We start from the raw sequence: 16,508 nt of genomic DNA, 5'->3' as shown, positions 1-16,508 counted from the left end.
GATTCAGTGACCTTCGTCACCAACCCCCGGACGGCTTCCGGGGGTTGGCACCGCGCGGCCTACTGCACGTCGACGAAGTCACCCGCGGCGTTGACCGCCGGGGTCGTCGTGGTGCCCGCGAAGGACCAGCGGTAGTAGCCGTCCACGGACGCCGTGACCGTGGTCTTCAGGTCACCCGTCGAGTTCGACTTGATGGTCTTCACCGTGGTGTAGGTGCTGCTGCTCTTCTTGCGGAACTGCAGCTTCACCGACTGGTTGGTGTAGCCGTGGTACTTGAAGTCCTCCCAGTTCGCCCGCGAGAGCTTGCCGGTCACGGTGATGGTTTTGCCCTTCTTCACCGGCTCGGGAGAGGCGTTGACCGTGAGCTTCGAGTAGCGCTGGACCGTGTGGGTCGTGTGGAAGTCGTTCCAGTAGATGCTGCCGTCGCTCGCGAGCGCACCGGCGGTCACGTGCCAGGTGCCGGCCAGGGCGTTCATGTACAGGTCACTGCCCGGGGTGGCCGTGACGGTGAGCTTGCAGGTCGACGTGGTGGCGCTGGACGCGGTGCAGGTGGCGGCGTCCTCGTTCGTCATGAGCAGGCCGTCGATGTGGTCGAGGTCGCTGCCGTGCCACAGGTCGACGTACGCGTCCTCGACGCCGGACGGGTGGCTCGCCGTCACCGAGATGGTGAAGGTCTTCGCGTAGGTGGTTCCGACGGCCAGACCGGCGCCGGAATTGATCGACACCTTGGACACGACGGGCTCGGCCTCGGCGGCCGCGGCCGCGCTGAACGCCGAGCGGTGCTTGGAGCTGCCGAAGCGCTCGGCGGCGCTCGGCTTGTTCGCGGCCATGTCGCTGTCATTGCCGGCCTGCGCGGCCGGGACGGCGAGGGCGGAGAGGGCCAGGGCGCCGGAGACGGCGGCCACAGTGGCTCGAATGCGCATGCGCTCCCCTGGTGGGAAGAGGGCCCGGCCGCGGCCGTCCTGACCGAAGAAGGACGCCGCCGGCCGGCCCAGGTGAGAGTGGAGCCTGTTGACTCGCGTGATCAGATCACCGGCGGAGACGAATGGTTGTACGAGTGGTGAAGATTTGGTGATCGCATGACCTTCGGCGTCCGTCAGTCGAACCAGCGGTCGCGCGCCAGCTCCCCCGTCCGGGACGGATCCTCCAGCAGTGCCGCCACCTCGAAGCGGCGCGGCCACTGCCCGGCCGCCCAGGCGAGCCCGGCGGCCACACCCTCCAGGGTGGCCGCGTGCAGGACGCCGTCGCCGGTCAGCCGCCAGTCGATCTCCACGCCGTCCACGACGAGTTCCTCGTGCTCGACGTACGACGCCGGGGTCCGCGCCCCGAGCAGCACCCGCACCGCCTCCGGCACCTCGTGCTCGGTGCCCTCGGAGTCCACACCGCCCGTGACGGACTCGCTCAGCCGCCGCACCTGGAACAGCTCGGCGAGTTCCGCCGCCCTCGCCGGACGCACCGGCAGCAGCGGTACGCCCGCGGTGAACGGCAGCAGGTCGGGCGAGTCGACGACCACCGCGTCGGCCGCGTCGACCACCTCCACCTGCCCGTCCACGACGGCCCGCAGGTCGTCCGGCAGGGTCACCTGGTCCGGGTCCAGCTCGGCCAGCGCCCCGTACAGGGCGTGCAGTTGGGCGGCGGTGACGGTCCGCTCCGGATCGGCGAGGCGGTCCAGGAGTTCGGCGGCGCCGCCCGGCTCGTCCAGCAGCGCGGCGACCGAGGTGCGCACGCCGAGGGCCCGCAGCACCTGCTCGTCGTCGAAGCCGGTCGCGTCGGCCTCCTCGTACAGGCCGCGCAGCAGCGGGTCGCCGCCGGCGGCCAGCAGGCCCGCGGGACGGCGGCCGTCCAGCACCGGGTGCCCCCGCAACCACCAGGCCGTGTACGGCCGTACGACCTCGTGCGTGCCGTCGGGGAGCAGGATCCGCACCGGCTGGGTGAGGGCGTCCCGCAGCGGCGGCCGCGCGAGGAGGGACAGGGCCCGCGGCCACTTGTCGTCGTCGACCAGTTCCAGGTCGCGTACGGCGACGAGCTCGGTGGCGACCGGCGGCACCGGGGTGTCCGGGAACCGGTCCAGGACGTCCTCGCACCACACGTCGACGGCGTCCAGCAGGCCCGCGTCGTCCGGCTCGGCGAAGTCGCCGTCCCTCGGCTCCAGTTCGTCCGGGTCGAGGACGACGTCGGTGGCGCGCACCAGGGCGAATCCGGCGAGCACCCCGCAGGCCGCGAGCGGCTGTTCGCCCCAGCGCTCGGCCAGTTCCGCGTCCACGAAGGGCAGTTCGCCCTCCCGCATGACCTCGGCGAAGGCACTGCCGGGCAGCACCAGTTCGCCGGCCGCCGCGAGCTCCCCGTCCTCGTCGGGCAGGGCGAGCGCCCCCAGCCACGGCTCGTCACCGGGCTCCAGTCCGGCGTCGCGGACGAGGGCGAGCACCGTGTCGGCCAGTTCCTCGGCGTCGGGCGCGCCCTCCTCCCAGCTCGGCACGGCGTCCTCCTCGAGGGAGGCGGCGACGGCGGCCCGCACCTGAGGCGTGGTCAGGACGGCGCGCGGGGTGGCCGCGAGGGCGCCGAGCTTCTCCAGGAGCGGGTGCGCGGCGTCCGGGTGGGCGACCTTGAGGCCGAGGCGGGCCAGGACGTCCGGGGCGACGGAGGTGCCGCCGGGGCTGGGCAGCAGGACGTGCCGGGGGCCGATGGCCGTACGGCCTCCCCCGGTCCCGAACGTCTCGGAGGTACCCCCGGCCAGCGGCACCGGCAGCCCGGACAGCCGGTCGGGGTCGACCCCGGCGAGGCTGTCGTACAGGCGGTGCCACCAGCCGGGCTCCTTGTCCAGCCCGGCGAGCCGGTCCACGGCGTCGGTGAGCGGCACCCGGGCGACCCCGAGGGTGCGCAGCTCCACCCGCCGCTCCAGACCGGCGGGCAGCAGGGTGGGCAGCACCTCGGCCAGCACCCGCACGGTGTCGGCGCCGGCGCCCTCCACGACCTCGGCGTCACGGGGGCGCAGCGGGATCGACTCGGGCAGCTCGGAGTCCGGCTCCTGCGGGCGCAGGGCGGGCGGCAGGAACGAGGTCCGCGGCAGCCGCTCCAGGACCGCCTGACGGAGAGCGCCGTCCAGCTCGCCCCTGCCGAGCGGGCCGGGCACGAGCGCGATGACTCCCTCGTCCACGGGACGCCAGCCGGCGAGCAGTTCGGTGTAGGCGTCGGCCGCGCGCTGCACGAGGAAGTCGGTGAGCGGGCCGGGCGCGGCGTGCCGGCGGGTCGTGTCGAGCGGGAACGAGGCGATGAGCAGCGCGGGCACGCCGAGCGGCTCGTCGCTGGGGGTGGGGGCGTGCAGGACGGGCGCGGTGCGGGGGCGGGCGGGGCTGCCGTCGGCGCTGTCCACGGGGACGGCCCAGGTCAGCGACCAGTGCGGCCGCAGCCGTTCCTCGACGGGGCGGTCGGCGAGCAGGTCGGCGGTGAGCGGGCCGTGGGCGGTGGCAGTGCGCCAGCGGGTGACGCCGGACGCCGAGTCCTCCACGACGGTGAAGGGGCCGTCGGTGCTCCGGCGCAGCGTGCGCGCGGGGGCGTCGCCGACCTCCACCACGACCTCTTCCAGGCCGGGCAGGGCGAGCAGCAGCGCGTCGTCGACGCCACCCAGCAGCCGCTCCGCGAGGTCGGCGGCGGCGGTGTCGCGCAGCGGCAGGATGACGGCGGTGTCGTACGGGTCGGGGGCGGTGCCCTCGGCGGCGAACGGCAGCCTCAGCAGCGGCACATGCCCGTCCCGGCGCCGGATCTCGTCGCCCAGCCCCGGGCTGTGGCGGGCGGTGTCCTGGGCCAGTTCGCGCGCCTCGGCGAGCGACCAGCGCACCCCGCCGTGCCGTCCGACGACGGCGGGCTCGTCGGTGACGGCGAGCACGGCGGCGAAGCCGACGCCGAACCGTCCGACGGCCTCGCTGTCACGCTTGGCGGAGGCGCGCAGCGTGGACAGCGACTCGACACCGGCCGCGTCCAGCGGCGCACCGGTGTTGGCGGCCACGAGCACGCCCTCGCGCAGGGTGAGCCGCAGGCGCCCGGGCACCCCGGCCCGGCCGGCGGCGTCGGCGGCGTTCTGCGCGAGCTCGACGACCAGCCGGTCCCGGTACCCGCCGAGGACGAGGTCCTCCTCGGCGTTGGCGTCCTCCCGGAACCGGGCGGGGCTGGTCGCCCACGCGTCCAGCACTCCACGCCGCAGACGCGCCGTACCGAACGGGTCGGCGCCCTCGGCCGCGGGCCGCACGAACTTGCTCACGTTGACACTCCTCATCGCCGTCGCGACGAAGGTACCGCTCATGGACGGCCGATGCGCGGGGCGTCCCACCGGGCCCCCCGCGGAGGCCGGGAGGGCCGCGGGCGCACCGGTCAGGAGTGGCCGAGTTCCGCCGAGTCCTCGTCCGTCGTGGCCGGGACCGAGCCCGAGTCGGGGGACGGGCGCAGCGGGAACGGGTCGACGCGGGTCTCGTCGACGACCGGCGGGGCCGGGCGGGGCGGCTTGGGCATGACGGCCGCCTCCGAGTGCCCGCCGCAGCCGTAGGTCAGGGACACCACATGCCCGTCGGCCGGGGAGAACTCGTTCGCGCAGACGCCGAAGGCCTGGCCGAGCGAGCCGCCGATCGGAGTGAGGAAGCCACAGCTGACGCAGGTGGCGGGGGCCGCCTGCGCCATGGGCGTCTTCGCGCCGAACGCCTCCTCCCAGCGGTCGGCGGCGATGTGCAGGCCGTAGCGGGACAGGACCCGGGCGCGGCGCAGGCCCAGTTCGTCCGCGAGGGCGGCGATGGAGCCGCGGGACGGGGCGATCGGCAGGTTCGCCGGGGTGCCGCCCGCGACCTCGGCGTCCTCCGCCTCGACCAGCTCGGCCATCTCGTCCGAGACGGGCGAGTCCGGGCCGGGCTCGTCCACGCCCGTGTAGCCGGGCTCCAGGCGCAGGTCGTCGGCGTCGGTGGGCAGCAGGTCGCCGGGGCCCATGTCGCCGGGGCGCAGCCGCTCGCTCCACGGCACCCACTCCGGGGCCAGCAGGGCGTCGGGGCCGGGCAGCAGGACGACCTCGTCGAGCGTGACGACCTTGGCGCGGGAGGCGCGGGCCACCGTCACCGCCCAGCGCCAGCCGCGGTACCCGAGCTCCTTGCACTCGAAGAAGTGCGTGACCACACGGTCGCCCTCGGACACCACGCCCGCGTGCTCGCCGACGACACCGGGTGCGGCGGCCTCCTCCGCGGCGCTCCTGGCGAGGTCGACGGCCTCGGCGCACAGACGATCGGGGGTGCGGCTTCGCGTGGTCGCTGCGCTCACAGGTATCGCTTCTCTCCTACGCCGTCTTACGGGTGCGGGTGCCTCAAGGCGGCGGAGCGGACGGAGCGGACCTGTGGGCCGCGTCGACGTCCGCGTCCGAATCGCGCTCGGGCGCACCTACGTCATCCATTGTGCGGGATGGCTGAGATACGCACGCTACCTGTTCGCGGGCGCTGGGCCTACACCGACGGTGCTTCTCGGCGCTCCGCGATGCCCGCCGAGCGGCCGCCCGTGCCCTCCATACGCGCCGTAACCGCACTAGCCACCCCCATTACGGGGCACTATTGCGTCGTGGCGACCGCGAGGCAGCCCGAAGGAGCCACCGGCGCAGGTGGGCCCGAGGGCGGCCGCAACCTACGTGGCGGATCGGGCCGGCAGCGCGGCTCCCTCCGCACGATCGGCCGTGCCCTGCACTTCCCCTTCACCGGACCGGCGCGCGGCATCCGCAAGGCCACGCACGCCCACGGGGCGGGCGAGTCCGGCCTCGGCAAACTGATCGAGCTGCACGGGGTGAACGGCGCGGGCGACGTCATGATCACCGTCGCGCTCGCCTCCACCGTGTTCTTCTCCGTCCCCACCGACGAGGCTCGCGGCCGGGTCGCGCTCTACCTCGGCATCACCATGGCCCCGTTCACTCTCCTGGCCCCCGTGATCGGACCGCTCCTCGACCGCCTCCCGCACGGCCGGCGCGCCGCCATGGCGGGCGCGATGCTGGCCCGCGCGCTGCTCGCCCTGGTGCTGTCCAGCTCGGTCGTCAGCGGCGACCTGCAGCTGTATCCGGCCGCCCTGGGGGTGCTGGTCGCCTCCAAGGCGTACGGCGTGGTCAGAAGTGCCGTCGTGCCCCGGCTGCTGCCACCGGGGTTCTCGCTGGTGAAGGCCAATTCACGGGTCACCCTGGGCGGGCTGCTCGCCACGGGGGTCGCCGCGCCGATCGGCGCCGGCCTCCAGACGATCGGACCGCGCTGGCCCCTGTTCGGCGCCTGCGCGATCTTCATCGCCGGTACCGTCCTGTCGTTCACACTGCCCCGGAAGGTCGACTCGGCCAAGGGCGAGGACCGGGCGCTGCTCGCCGCCGACGAGCAGCATCTGCACGGCCCCCACCGGCAGCCCGTCAAACGCCCGAACCTGCGCACGGTCGGCATCGCGGTCACCCACGCCCTGGGCGCCAACGCCGCCCTGCGCTGCCTGTCCGGGTTCCTGATCTTCTTCCTGGCGTTCCTGCTGCGGGAGCACCCGATGTCCGGGCAGAGCGCCGCCGTGTCCCTCGGGATAGTCGCCGCGGCGGCCGGCACCGGCAACGCCCTGGGCACCGCGGTCGGCGCCTGGCTCAGATCCCGGGCACCGGAGATCATCATCGTGACCGTCGTGGGCCTGGTGATGGCCGTGGCACTCACGGCGGCGGCCCTGTTCGGGGCGGTCATGGTGGCCTGTCTCGCGGCCGTCGCCGGGTTCGCGCAGGCACTGGCCAAGCTGTCCCTGGACGCGCTGATCCAGCGCGACGTGCCGGAGTCGGTGCGCACCTCGGCGTTCGCCCGCTCCGAGACCCTGCTGCAGGTGTCGTGGGTGCTCGGCGGAGCCATCGGCATCGTGCTGCCGCTGCGCGGCTCACTGGGCCTGCTGGTCGGCGCCGCCATCGTCGCCACCGGCTGGCTGACCACCGTCAAGGGCCTGCTCGGCTCGGCGCGGCACGGCGGGCAGGTGCGGACACGGGTCGAATGACGGGACCCCGGCGGCCGGCCGCACCGCGCCCGCGACACGGCACGCCGCCCCCGCATGGAGAGAGCACGACACACGCCCGATAGCCTTCGCCCATGACCACGCTGCAATCCGTTGTGCGACGCCGCCGCGCGCTCGCCGCCGCCGGCGCCGTTTCCGCCGGACTGCTCGTCCTGTCGGCCTGCGACAAGCCGACGCCGCTCGCCACGGTGACCGTAGGAACCGACTCCGTCCACGCGGAGGCCACCTGCGGTGGCGAGGGCGGCGAGACCGTGAAGACCTCGGACCTCGCCAAGTGCCTCAAGGACAAGGACATCAAGTCCATCAAGGTCGACCCGGACGAGACCGTGCGCTTCGGTGTCGACCCGGAGATCGCCGACGAGGGCTGGACCATCCTCATGAACGGCCAGCCGCTCACCGACTCCAGCACCAAGACCTACCGGACCGTCCCGGGCAGCGTGTTCTTCAACGCCCAGTACGGCGCCAGCGGCAACTCGACGCTCGTCTCCATTAAGGAGGGCGAGCGGGGCGTCACCGGCCTGTGGTCCTTCAAGCTCAAGAAGGACAGCTGATCACGTCCGCTGTACGGATCCTCGTGGCCACCGCGGTCCCCGCCGAGCGGGACGCGGTGGCCCCGGCGCTCCACCTGCCGGGCGCGGAGGTGATCGCCGCCGGTGTCGGCCCGGCCCTCGCCGCCGCATCCACCGCCACGGCCCTGACCACCGCCGCCCTGAGCGGCCGCCCCTTCGGGCTGGTCGTCTCGGCGGGCATCGCCGGCGGCTTCGCGCCGCACGCGCCCGTCGGCTCCCTCGTCGTCGCCGACGAGATCACGGCGGCCGACCTCGGCGCGGAGACCCCCGACGGCTTCCTGCCGGTCACCGAACTGGGCTTCGGCACCGTCACCCACCGCCCGCCCGAGGCACTCGTGCGCGAGGTGGCGTCCGCGACGGGCGCCCGCCCCGGCGCCGTCCTGACCGTCTCCACCGTCACCGGCACCGCCGCACGCGCCGCCCACCTGCGCGAACGCCACCCCACCGCCCTCGCCGAGGCCATGGAGGGCTTCGGTGTCGCCGAGGCCGCGGCCGCGCACGGCACCCCCGTGCTGGAGCTGCGCGCCGTCTCCAACCCCGTCGGCCCGCGCGACCGCGCCGCCTGGCGGATCGGGGACGCGCTGGCCGCACTCGCCGAGGGCTTCGGGAAGATCACCCCCGTCCTTTCGAGTTGGAACCCACATGACCGGTGACCCGTTGCAGATCGCGTACTCCCCCTGCCCCAACGACACGTTCGTCTTCGACGCCCTCGCCCACGGCCGTGTCCCCGGCGCCCCCGCCCTGGACGTCACGTTCGCGGACATCGACATCACCAACGGCATGGCCGAGCGCGGCGAGTTCGACGTGCTGAAGGTCTCGTACGCCGTGCTGCCGTACGTCCTCGGCGAGTACGCCCTGCTGCCCTGCGGCGGCGCGCTGGGCCGGGGCTGCGGGCCGCTGGTGCTGACCCGCGAGGCCGGCACCGATCTGGCCGGGCGCACGGTCGCGGTGCCGAGCGAGCGGTCGACGGCGTATCTGCTGTTCCGGCTGTGGGCCGCCGACACGGTGCCCGGCGGCGTCGGGCAGATCGTGGTGATGCCGTTCCACGAGATCATGCCCGCCGTACGCGACGGCAAGGTCGACGCGGGACTCGTCATCCACGAAGCGCGGTTCACGTACCGGAACTACGGGCTGCACAAGCTCGCCGACATGGGCGAGCACTGGGAGGACACCACCGGGCTGCCGATCCCGCTGGGCGCGATCATCGCGAAGCGGTCGCTGGGCGCCGAGCGGCTGACCGGCCTGGCGGACGCGATCCGCGCCTCGGTGCGGGCCGCGTGGGACGACCCGGAGATCTCCCGGCCCTATGTCATGGAACACGCGCAGGAAATGGACCCGGCGGTCGCGGACCAGCACATCGGTCTGTACGTCAACGAGTTCACGGCGGATCTCGGTGAGGACGGATACGCGGCCGTGCGCGGCCTGCTGACCCGCGCGGCGGCCGAGGGACTGCTCCCGCCCCTCGACCCGCACGCACTGGATTTCCCCTAGAAATCCCGGAAATCCCCCCGCCCCCGCCGCCTATACGTCGAGCTGGTCGGCGACGGCCCGGAGCAGGCCCGCGATCTTCTTGCCGGAGTTCTTCTCGGGGTAACGGCCCTTCTCAAGCATGGGCGTGATGTTCTCCAGGAGGGTCGTCAGGTCCTGGACGATGGACGCCAGTTCGTCCGGCTTCTTGCGCTGGGCGGCCGCGACGGACGGCGTCGGATCGAGCAGGACGACCGACAGCGCCTGGTCCCCGCGCTGACCGGCGACGACGCCGAACTCCACCCGCTGGCCCGGCTTGAGCGCGTCGACGCCGGCGGGGAGGACCGAGGAATGGACGAAGACGTCACCGCCGTCGTCACGGGAGAGAAAGCCGAAGCCCTTCTCGCTGTTGAACCACTTGACTTTGCCGGTGGGCACGTCTGTCCTCGTCCTCGTACTCGTCGGGAAACTGCTTCTTAAAAAACGGCTCTTGACAGCACTGCAGCGGGTCGGCCCCGACCCGCCGGTACCCAGGCTAATGGTCCCCGGGCCGGTGACAAGACGTCACCGGGTCGTTCCCTCGCGCAGGGAACTACCCTGGTCCGGTGCGTGACAAAACCCAAACGAATTCCGCCGCGCCCGGAGACCGGCTGATCCGGGCCGGCGCGATCGTCTTCTTCGTCGGCGCCGTGGCCACACTGGTCACGGTGGCCCCGTTCCTGCTCGGGACGACGCCCTTCCCGACCTTCATGTTCGGTCTGAGCATGCTCATGGGCGTCGGATTCCTCGTCGCCGGCGCCGGGGTGTTCCGGTCGATCGCGGCCGGCCGGCGCCAGGCGCGTCAGGCCGTGCGGTAGCCGGCCAGCCAGTCCGGGAATCCGGTCAGGTCCGCCAGGACGACGTCCGCGCCCAGTTCGGCGAGCTGCGCGGCGTCGAACGGCCCGGTGGCCACGGTGACCGACAGCGCGCCCGCCGCGCGGGCCGCCCGGATGTCGCCCTGGTGGTCGCCGACGTAGACGCTCGCCCCGTGCTCGCGCAGGGCGACGGCCTTCCGCTCGGCCCACAGGTCGCCGACGACCACGTCGGGTTCGATGCCGAGGTGCTCCAGGTGCAGCTTGGCGTTCGGTTCGTGCTTGGCGGTGACGACGATCGCGCGTCCGCCCGCCTCCCGTACGGCGGCTATCGCCTCGCCGGCGCCGGGCAGCGCGGTGGTGGCGGTGACGGCGAACGCCGGGTACATCGCCCGGTACTGCTCGGCGACGGCCGCGATCCGCTCGGCCGGGAACCAGTTCGCCAGCTCCTCCTCCAGCGGCGGCCCGAGCCGGGTGACCGCGAGGTCGGCGTCGATGTACGTCCCGGTCCGCTCGGTCAGCGCCCGGTAGCAGGCGTGGATGCCGGGGCGGGAGTCGATGAGGGTCATGTCGAGGTCGAAGCCGACGGTGAGTGCCATATGCATCATTGTGCCGAGCCGCCGCGCGGGGCCGTCCCGCGGGCCCGGGCGGGCAGCCTTTAGGTGCGCCGCTGGGAGCGCCACACGATGAACAGGGCGGACGCCACGGCGGCGCCGCGCACCACCCAGGGCCAGGTCTCGACGACCGCCGCGTTGGTCTCGCCCGGGAGCAGCGCCTCGCCCCAGCGGCCGGTGGCGCGGCCCCAGAGCCAGACGACGCCGGCGGTGAGCGAGAGGCCGGGCAGGATCACGACGGCCCACTTGGTCTCGTTGTCGCTCAGGCGCCGGGAGCCCCAGGCGATGAGCCAGCCCAGGAGGAGGACGAGGACGTTGCCGAGGACCGCCCCGGCGACGAGCAGGGCGGCGGCGGCCAGCAGCAGCGGGTTGTTCCAGCGGCTCTCGGGGAGGGCCGGGCGGCGCAGCAGGCGGCGGCGCCGGGGCGCATCGTCCACGGCGGTGTCCTCGGCCCGCTCCGCGGCGGCCGGTTGGGGGTCCTGCGTCCCGGGCGCCTCCTTCGCGGGCGGTCGGCGGAGCATCTCGGGGATCTCGACGCCGCCGACGAACCCCGGGATGTCCTCGCCGGGTCCGAGCGGGGTGCTGTCCACCTGCCACCAGTCGGGCCGCAGCGCGCTGCCGCCCAGGTCGGCCGCGGTCGCCAGGTGGGGCGGCGGGGGTACGTCGGAACGCGGAGCGGGCTCGGCGGGACGCGGGCGCGGCACGATCCGGCGCAGGCCCTTGGGGCGCCGGGCGGTCGCGGTGTCGTCGCCGGACGGCTGGGCGGGCACGGCGGTGACGGGGCCCTGCGGGGCGGAGGCGGGGGCGCCGCCGCCGGCGGCGGTGACGACGTCGTCGGGGCTGCCGAGCCGGTCGATGATGCGGCGCACGGCGGCGGGGCTGTCGACGGGTGCCTTGGCGCGGCGCCGGTCGATCTCGCCGCGCAACTCGTTCACCAGGCGCATCCGGGTGGCCGACGGCAGCTGCCGCTGCTGGGCCACGTCCCCGACGCGGCTCAGATACTCGTAGACGACCTGGTCGCTCTCGATCCCCACGAAGTCCCCTCCGGGGTGGACGCGTTGTGATACCCCGTGGCACGACGGTAGCGCAGGGTGCGCGTGGCGCACGGGACGCGGGGGCGGTGCCGCCCGCGGCGCCGGCCCTGGTCGCCGCGCGCGATCCGGGGGTCCGCAGCCTCCCCTGCCCCGGCCGTGCACCCGCTAGATTGGGTCGGATGAGCGAACCGGCTACACCGCCCCGTTCCCTCGCGGAGGCGCTCCGCGCGCGGGACGACGCCTCGCTGGCCGTGCTCCTGCGCAGCCGGCCCGATCTCGTCACGCCCGTCCCCACGGATCTGACACAGCTCGCGACGCGGGCCGGCACCCGGGCGTCCGTCGTCCGTGCCCTGGAGCGGCTGGACCGGTTCGCGCTGCAGACGGCGGAGGCGCTGGCCGTGGCGGCGGACCCGGCGACGTACGCGGAACTGCTGGGGCTGATGGCCGGTGCCGACGGCGACCCGGTGGTCGCGGGCGCCCTGCCGCAGGCTCTGGGGACGCTGCGGGACCAGGCGCTGGTGTGGGGCGGCGACGACCGGCTGCGGCTCGTGCGCACCGCCCGTGAACTGCTGGCCCCCTCGCCGCAGCATCCGTCGCCGACCGGGCTGGGGCCGACCGTGCGGGAGGCGGCGGCCGGGATGTCGCCGGGCCGGATCCAGGAGATCGTGACGGCGGCGGGGCTGCCGTCCACTCACGACGCGGTGTCCGCGCTGGACGCGCTCACCGCGCTGTTCACCGACCGGCGGCGGATGGCGGCGCTGCTCGACGAGGCTCCGGTGGACTCCTTGGAGGTGCTGTCGCGGCTGGTGTGGGGGCCGCCGTACGGGCAGGTCACCGCGGATCCGGCGCCCCGGCTGCGCTGGCTGATGGACCGTGGTCTGCTGCTGCCGACCGCGCCCGGCACGGTCGTGCTGCCCCGCGAGGCGGCGCTGCATCTGCGCGGCGGGCGCGCGCACCGCGCCACCGAGCCGCTGCCGCCGTCGGTGGAGCCGGCCGCCACGCACAGCGCGCAGGTCGTGGACGCGACGGCGGCCGGGCAGGCGTACACCGCGCTCGCCACCGTCGAGGAGCTGCTGAAGGACTGGCACGAGGGTGGGCCGCCGGTGCTGCGGGCGGGCGGTCTGAGCGTGCGCGACCTGAAGCGGACGGCGGTCGCCCTGGACGTGCCGGAGCCGGTGGCCGCGTTCTGGGTGGAGCTCGCCTACGCCGCCGGGCTCGTGGCCTCCGACGGCGAGGCCGACGAGCGGTACGCGGCGACCCCTGCCTACGACGAGTGGCTGGAGCGGCCGGCCGCCGAGCGCTGGACGGCGCTGGCCCGCGCGTGGCTGGCGGCGACCCGGACGGCGGGCGTGGTGGGCGGACGGGACGCGAAGGACCGCACGTTGTCGGCGCTGGGTCCGGGTCTGGACCGCTCCGCGGCGCCGGAGGTGCGGCACCGGGTGCTGGCGCTGCTCGCCGCGCTGCCGGAGGGGTCGGCCCCGGCGGCCGACTCGGTGCTGGCCCGGCTGCGCTGGGAGCGGCCCCTGCGCGGGCCTCAGCGTGACGACGATCTGCGTGGGCGGCTGGCCCGGTGGACCCTGGACGAGGCCGAGCGGCTGGGTGTGACGGGGCGCGGGGCCCTGTCGTCGCACGGGCGGGCGCTGCTGGGCGCGCCCTCGGCCCCGCCTGCCGGGACGGCGGACGTCACCGCGGGTCCCTCGGCGACCGGTCCGATCGCGGAAGGCCCCGCCGGGGCCCCGCACGGCGCCCCGGCCGGCGAGCCCACCGGGCCCGGCGACAAGCTGCCCGTGCACCACGAGCACCCGCGCCCCGTCGAGCGCCTCGATCCGCTCCCGCCGGCCGAGCAGGCCGCCGCTGCGGCCGCGGCCGCCCGGCTCCTCGCGCCGCTGCTGCCGGAGCCGCTGGACCACGTCCTGCTCCAGGCGGACCTGACGGCCGTGGCGCCCGGCCCGCTGCGGCGTCCGCTCGCGGACACGCTCGGGGTGCTCGCGGACGTCGAGTCCAAGGGCGGCGCGACCGTGTACCGGTTCACGCCGGGGTCGGTGCGCCGGGCCCTGGACGCCGGGCGCAGCGCCTCCGACCTGCACGCCTTCCTGGCTCAGCACTCCCGCACCCCGGTGCCGCAGCCGCTGGCCTATCTGATCGACGATGTGGCCCGGCGGCACGGGCAGCTGCGGGTGGGCGCGGCGTCGGCGTACGTCCGGTGCGACGACGACGCCCTGCTGAACGAGATCCTCGCCGACAAGCGGGCGGCCGGGCTGCGGCTGCGCCGTCTCGCGCCGACCGTGCTGGCCGCGCAGAGCGACCCGGCGACGCTGTTGGAGGGGCTGCGCGCGATGGGCTTCGCGCCGGCCGCCGAGTCGGCCGAGGGCGACGTCCTGATCACCCGGGCCGACGCCCATCGCACCCCGCCTCGCACCGCCCCCGAGCCGGTGCCGGACGGCCCGCCCGCGCCGGACGCCACGCTGCTGACCGCGGCGATCCGCGCCATCCGCGCGGGCGATCTGGCGTCCACCGCCCCGCGCAGGCCGAGCGGTGCCGCGCCCGCCGCGAGCGGGGGCGAGCTGCCCCGCACGACGTCCGCCGAGACGCTGGCCACGATGCAGGCGGCCGTGCTGACCGGCGAGGCGCTGTGGATCGGGTACGTCAACGCCGAGGGCGCCGCCAGCCAGCGCGTGATCGCGCCGGTCCGGGTCGAGGGCGGGTTCGTGACGGCGTACGACCACACCGCGGACGAGGTGCGGACGTATCCGCTGCACCGGATCACCGGGGTCGCCGAGCTGGCGGACGACCAGATCTGAGAGCGGCCGGGAAGCGATCAGGCACACTGGACGTTTGGCCGAGTGGTGAGCGGAAGGACGGACCCCACGTGAACGGACCACTGATCGTCCAGTCGGACAAGACCCTGCTCCTGGAAGTGGATCACGAGCAGGCCGACGCGTGCCGTCGGGCGATCGCGGCCTTCGCGGAGCTTGAGCGGGCGCCCGAGCACATCCACACCTACCGGGTGACGCCGCTCGGTCTGTGGAACGCGCGCGCGGCGGGGCACGACGCGGAGCAGGTCGTGGACGCGCTGGTGACGTACAGCCGCTATCCCGTGCCGCACGCCCTGCTGGTGGACATCGCCGAGACGATGGACCGCTACGGCCGGCTCACGCTGTCCAAGCACCCCACGCACGGCCTCGTCCTGACCACCACCGACCGGCCCGTCCTGGAGGAGGTGCTGCGCTCCAAGCGCGTGGCGCCCCTGGTCGGCAACCGCATCGACGCGGACACGGTCGCCGTGCACCCTTCGGAGCGGGGGCAGATCAAGCAGACGCTGCTGAAGCTGGGCTGGCCCGCCGAGGACCTGGCCGGGTACGTGGACGGCGAGGCGCACCCGATCGAGCTGGCCGAGGACGGCTGGGCGCTGCGGCCGTACCAGCGGCAGGCCGTGGAGAACTTCTGGCACGGCGGCAGCGGTGTCGTGGTCCTGCCGTGCGGCGCCGGGAAGACGCTGGTGGGCGCCGGGTCCATGGCGCAGGCGAAGTCGACCACGCTGATCCTCGTCACGAACACCGTCTCGGCCCGGCAGTGGAAGCACGAGCTGGTGAAGCGGACCTCGCTGACCGAGGAGGAGATCGGCGAGTACAGCGGGACCCGCAAGGAGATCCGCCCGGTCACGATCGCCACGTACCAGGTGCTGACGACCCGGCGGAAGGGCGTGTATCCGCACCTGGAGCTGTTCGACTCGCGGGACTGGGGCCTGATCGTCTACGACGAGGTGCACCTGCTGCCCGCGCCGGTCTTCAAGTTCACCGCCGACCTCCAGGCGCGGCGGCGGCTCGGGCTGACCGCGACCCTCGTGCGGGAGGACGGCCGGGAGTCCGACGTGTTCTCCCTGATCGGCCCGAAGCGGTTCGACGCTCCGTGGAAGGAGATCGAGGCGCAGGGCTACATCGCGCCCGCGGACTGTGTCGAGGTCCGGGTGAACCTCACGGAGTCCGAGCGGCTGGCGTACGCGACCGCCGAGCAGGAGGAGAAGTACCGCTTCTGCGCGACGACCGACACGAAGCGGAAGGTCACCGAGGCCCTGGTGCGCCGGTTCGCCGGGCAGCAGATCCTCGTGATCGGCCAGTACATCGACCAGCTCGACGAGCTGGGCGAGCATCTGGACGCGCCGGTGATCAAGGGCGAGACGTCCAACGCGCAGAGGGAGAAGCTGTTCGAGGCGTTCCGGCAGGGCGAGATCAACGTGCTGGTGGTGTCCAAGGTCGCGAACTTCTCCATCGACCTGCCGGAGGCGACGGTCGCCATCCAGGTGTCGGGGACGTTCGGCTCGCGCCAGGAGGAGGCGCAGCGGCTCGGCCGGGTGCTGCGGCCGAAGTCGGACGGGCACCAGGCGCACTTCTACTCGGTGGTCGCCCGGGACACGATCGACCAGGACTTCGCCGCCCACCGCCAGCGCTTCCTGGCGGAGCAGGGCTACGCGTACCGGATCGTGGACGCCGACGAGATCCTGGCGGAGGGCGCCGAGGGCGCCTGAGGGCTGTGGCGCGAGAGGGGCCGGTGATTCCGTACGGTCACGGTCACTGACGGTATGTCACCGTGACCGGCGGGGCCGTCACTTGTGGCGGACGCCCGCCTCCTCCCGGTACTCGCCGAGGACGATCACGTCGAAGGCGGCGCCCACGAACACCTTGACGGCACGCAGGGCTTCACCGAGTCGATGACGGTGGCTCCCCTGGAGCGCGGTCGCTCCGCGGGGGGCCGCGGGGGCCGGGTGGATGGTTGCTGCGCTCATGTCTCCATGATGCGTCGGTGTCCGTAAAGCCCGCATCGGTCCCCAGGCCGAAGCCGGGTGCCGCTCCCGTACATCTCGGGGCGGACGGCCCGCCCTGAAGGAGGACGGCGTCCCCTAGGGGGTGTCTTGCCGATCATGCCGGGCTCCCGGCGGGAAATCGG

General features: G+C 74.2%; 14 protein-coding genes. 7 read left to right on the top strand and 7 right to left on the bottom strand.

Annotation, left to right across the window (positions count from 1 at the left end; all coding sequences use genetic code 11):
- Positions 1–59: 59 nt before the first annotated feature.
- The 3 genes from ADL34_RS22430 to ADL34_RS22420 form a co-directional block, all read right to left on the bottom strand.
- Positions 60–923 carry a DUF5707 domain-containing protein gene (locus tag ADL34_RS22430; RefSeq protein ID WP_062669012.1) on the bottom strand — a complete coding sequence of 288 codons (864 nt, stop codon included), beginning with the start codon at positions 921–923 and terminating at the stop codon, positions 60–62.
- Between the two features lie 173 nt (positions 924–1,096).
- Positions 1,097–4,255, bottom strand: coding sequence for a sacsin N-terminal ATP-binding-like domain-containing protein (locus ADL34_RS22425; protein ID WP_062669013.1), 3,159 nt, complete (start codon positions 4,253–4,255; stop codon positions 1,097–1,099).
- Positions 4,256–4,365: 110 nt separating this feature from the next.
- Positions 4,366–5,292, bottom strand: coding sequence for a DUF3027 domain-containing protein (locus tag ADL34_RS22420; RefSeq protein ID WP_062669014.1), 927 nt, complete (start codon positions 5,290–5,292; stop codon positions 4,366–4,368).
- 291 nt (positions 5,293–5,583) lie between these two features.
- Here ADL34_RS22420 and ADL34_RS22415 point away from each other — a divergent pair, with 291 nt between their 5' ends.
- The 4 genes from ADL34_RS22415 (at position 5,584) to ADL34_RS22400 (ending at position 9,089) form a co-directional block, all read left to right on the top strand.
- Positions 5,584–7,011 carry an MFS transporter gene (locus ADL34_RS22415; protein ID WP_062669015.1) on the top strand — a complete coding sequence of 476 codons (1,428 nt, stop codon included), beginning with the start codon at positions 5,584–5,586 and terminating at the stop codon, positions 7,009–7,011.
- Positions 7,012–7,103: 92 nt separating this feature from the next.
- A complete protein-coding gene (locus tag ADL34_RS22410; RefSeq protein WP_062739811.1) occupies positions 7,104–7,580 on the top strand; it encodes a hypothetical protein in 477 nt (158 codons plus the stop codon).
- Positions 7,550–8,251, top strand: coding sequence for a futalosine hydrolase (locus ADL34_RS22405; protein ID WP_079034230.1), 702 nt, complete (start codon positions 7,550–7,552; stop codon positions 8,249–8,251). Before ADL34_RS22410 ends, ADL34_RS22405 begins: the two co-directional genes overlap by 31 nt.
- On the top strand, positions 8,241–9,089 hold the full coding sequence (locus ADL34_RS22400; RefSeq protein WP_062669017.1) for a 1,4-dihydroxy-6-naphthoate synthase: 849 nt from the start codon (positions 8,241–8,243) through the stop codon (positions 9,087–9,089). Before ADL34_RS22405 ends, ADL34_RS22400 begins: the two co-directional genes overlap by 11 nt.
- 30 nt (positions 9,090–9,119) lie before the next feature.
- Here the strand turns inward: ADL34_RS22400 and ADL34_RS37130 are convergent, their stop codons facing one another.
- Positions 9,120–9,503, bottom strand: a complete 384-nt coding sequence (locus ADL34_RS37130) for a cold-shock protein (protein WP_062669018.1) — start codon at positions 9,501–9,503, stop codon at positions 9,120–9,122.
- 167 nt (positions 9,504–9,670) lie between these two features.
- On the opposite strand from ADL34_RS37130, the gene ADL34_RS22390 reads away from it, so the two are divergent.
- Positions 9,671–9,922 (top strand): hypothetical protein, encoded by a 252-nt coding sequence (locus ADL34_RS22390; RefSeq protein ID WP_062669019.1) that lies wholly within the window; start codon positions 9,671–9,673, stop codon positions 9,920–9,922.
- On the opposite strand, the gene ADL34_RS22385 is transcribed toward ADL34_RS22390, so the two are convergent.
- Together ADL34_RS22385 and ADL34_RS22380 are read right to left on the bottom strand one after the other, a co-directional pair.
- Positions 9,907–10,515 carry an HAD family hydrolase gene (locus ADL34_RS22385; RefSeq protein WP_079034231.1) on the bottom strand — a complete coding sequence of 203 codons (609 nt, stop codon included), beginning with the start codon at positions 10,513–10,515 and terminating at the stop codon, positions 9,907–9,909. The genes ADL34_RS22390 and ADL34_RS22385 overlap by 16 nt on opposite strands.
- A 59-nt stretch (positions 10,516–10,574) precedes the next feature.
- On the bottom strand, positions 10,575–11,564 hold the full coding sequence (locus ADL34_RS22380) for a hypothetical protein (RefSeq protein ID WP_062669021.1): 990 nt from the start codon (positions 11,562–11,564) through the stop codon (positions 10,575–10,577).
- Positions 11,565–11,743: 179 nt separating this feature from the next.
- On the opposite strand from ADL34_RS22380, the gene ADL34_RS22375 reads away from it, so the two are divergent.
- Positions 11,744–14,365 carry a helicase C-terminal domain-containing protein gene (locus tag ADL34_RS22375; protein WP_062669022.1) on the top strand — a complete coding sequence of 874 codons (2,622 nt, stop codon included), beginning with the start codon at positions 11,744–11,746 and terminating at the stop codon, positions 14,363–14,365.
- Between the two features lie 68 nt (positions 14,366–14,433).
- Complete coding sequence (locus ADL34_RS22370) at positions 14,434–16,089, top strand: DNA repair helicase XPB (RefSeq protein ID WP_062669023.1); 1,656 nt, start codon at positions 14,434–14,436, stop codon at positions 16,087–16,089.
- A 78-nt stretch (positions 16,090–16,167) separates the two neighbouring features.
- On the opposite strand, the gene ADL34_RS22365 is transcribed toward ADL34_RS22370, so the two are convergent.
- On the bottom strand, positions 16,168–16,347 hold the full coding sequence (locus ADL34_RS22365; RefSeq protein WP_062669024.1) for a hypothetical protein: 180 nt from the start codon (positions 16,345–16,347) through the stop codon (positions 16,168–16,170).
- Positions 16,348–16,508: the final 161 nt, after the last annotated feature.

Origin of the sequence: Streptomyces sp. NRRL WC-3605 (genome assembly GCF_001509795.1) — a bacterium.
Classification (GTDB): Bacteria; Actinomycetota; Actinomycetes; order Streptomycetales; family Streptomycetaceae; genus Streptomyces; species Streptomyces viridochromogenes.
The sequence above is the reverse complement of the archived record's forward strand: the minus strand, read 5'-3'. Positions and strand labels throughout refer to the sequence as shown.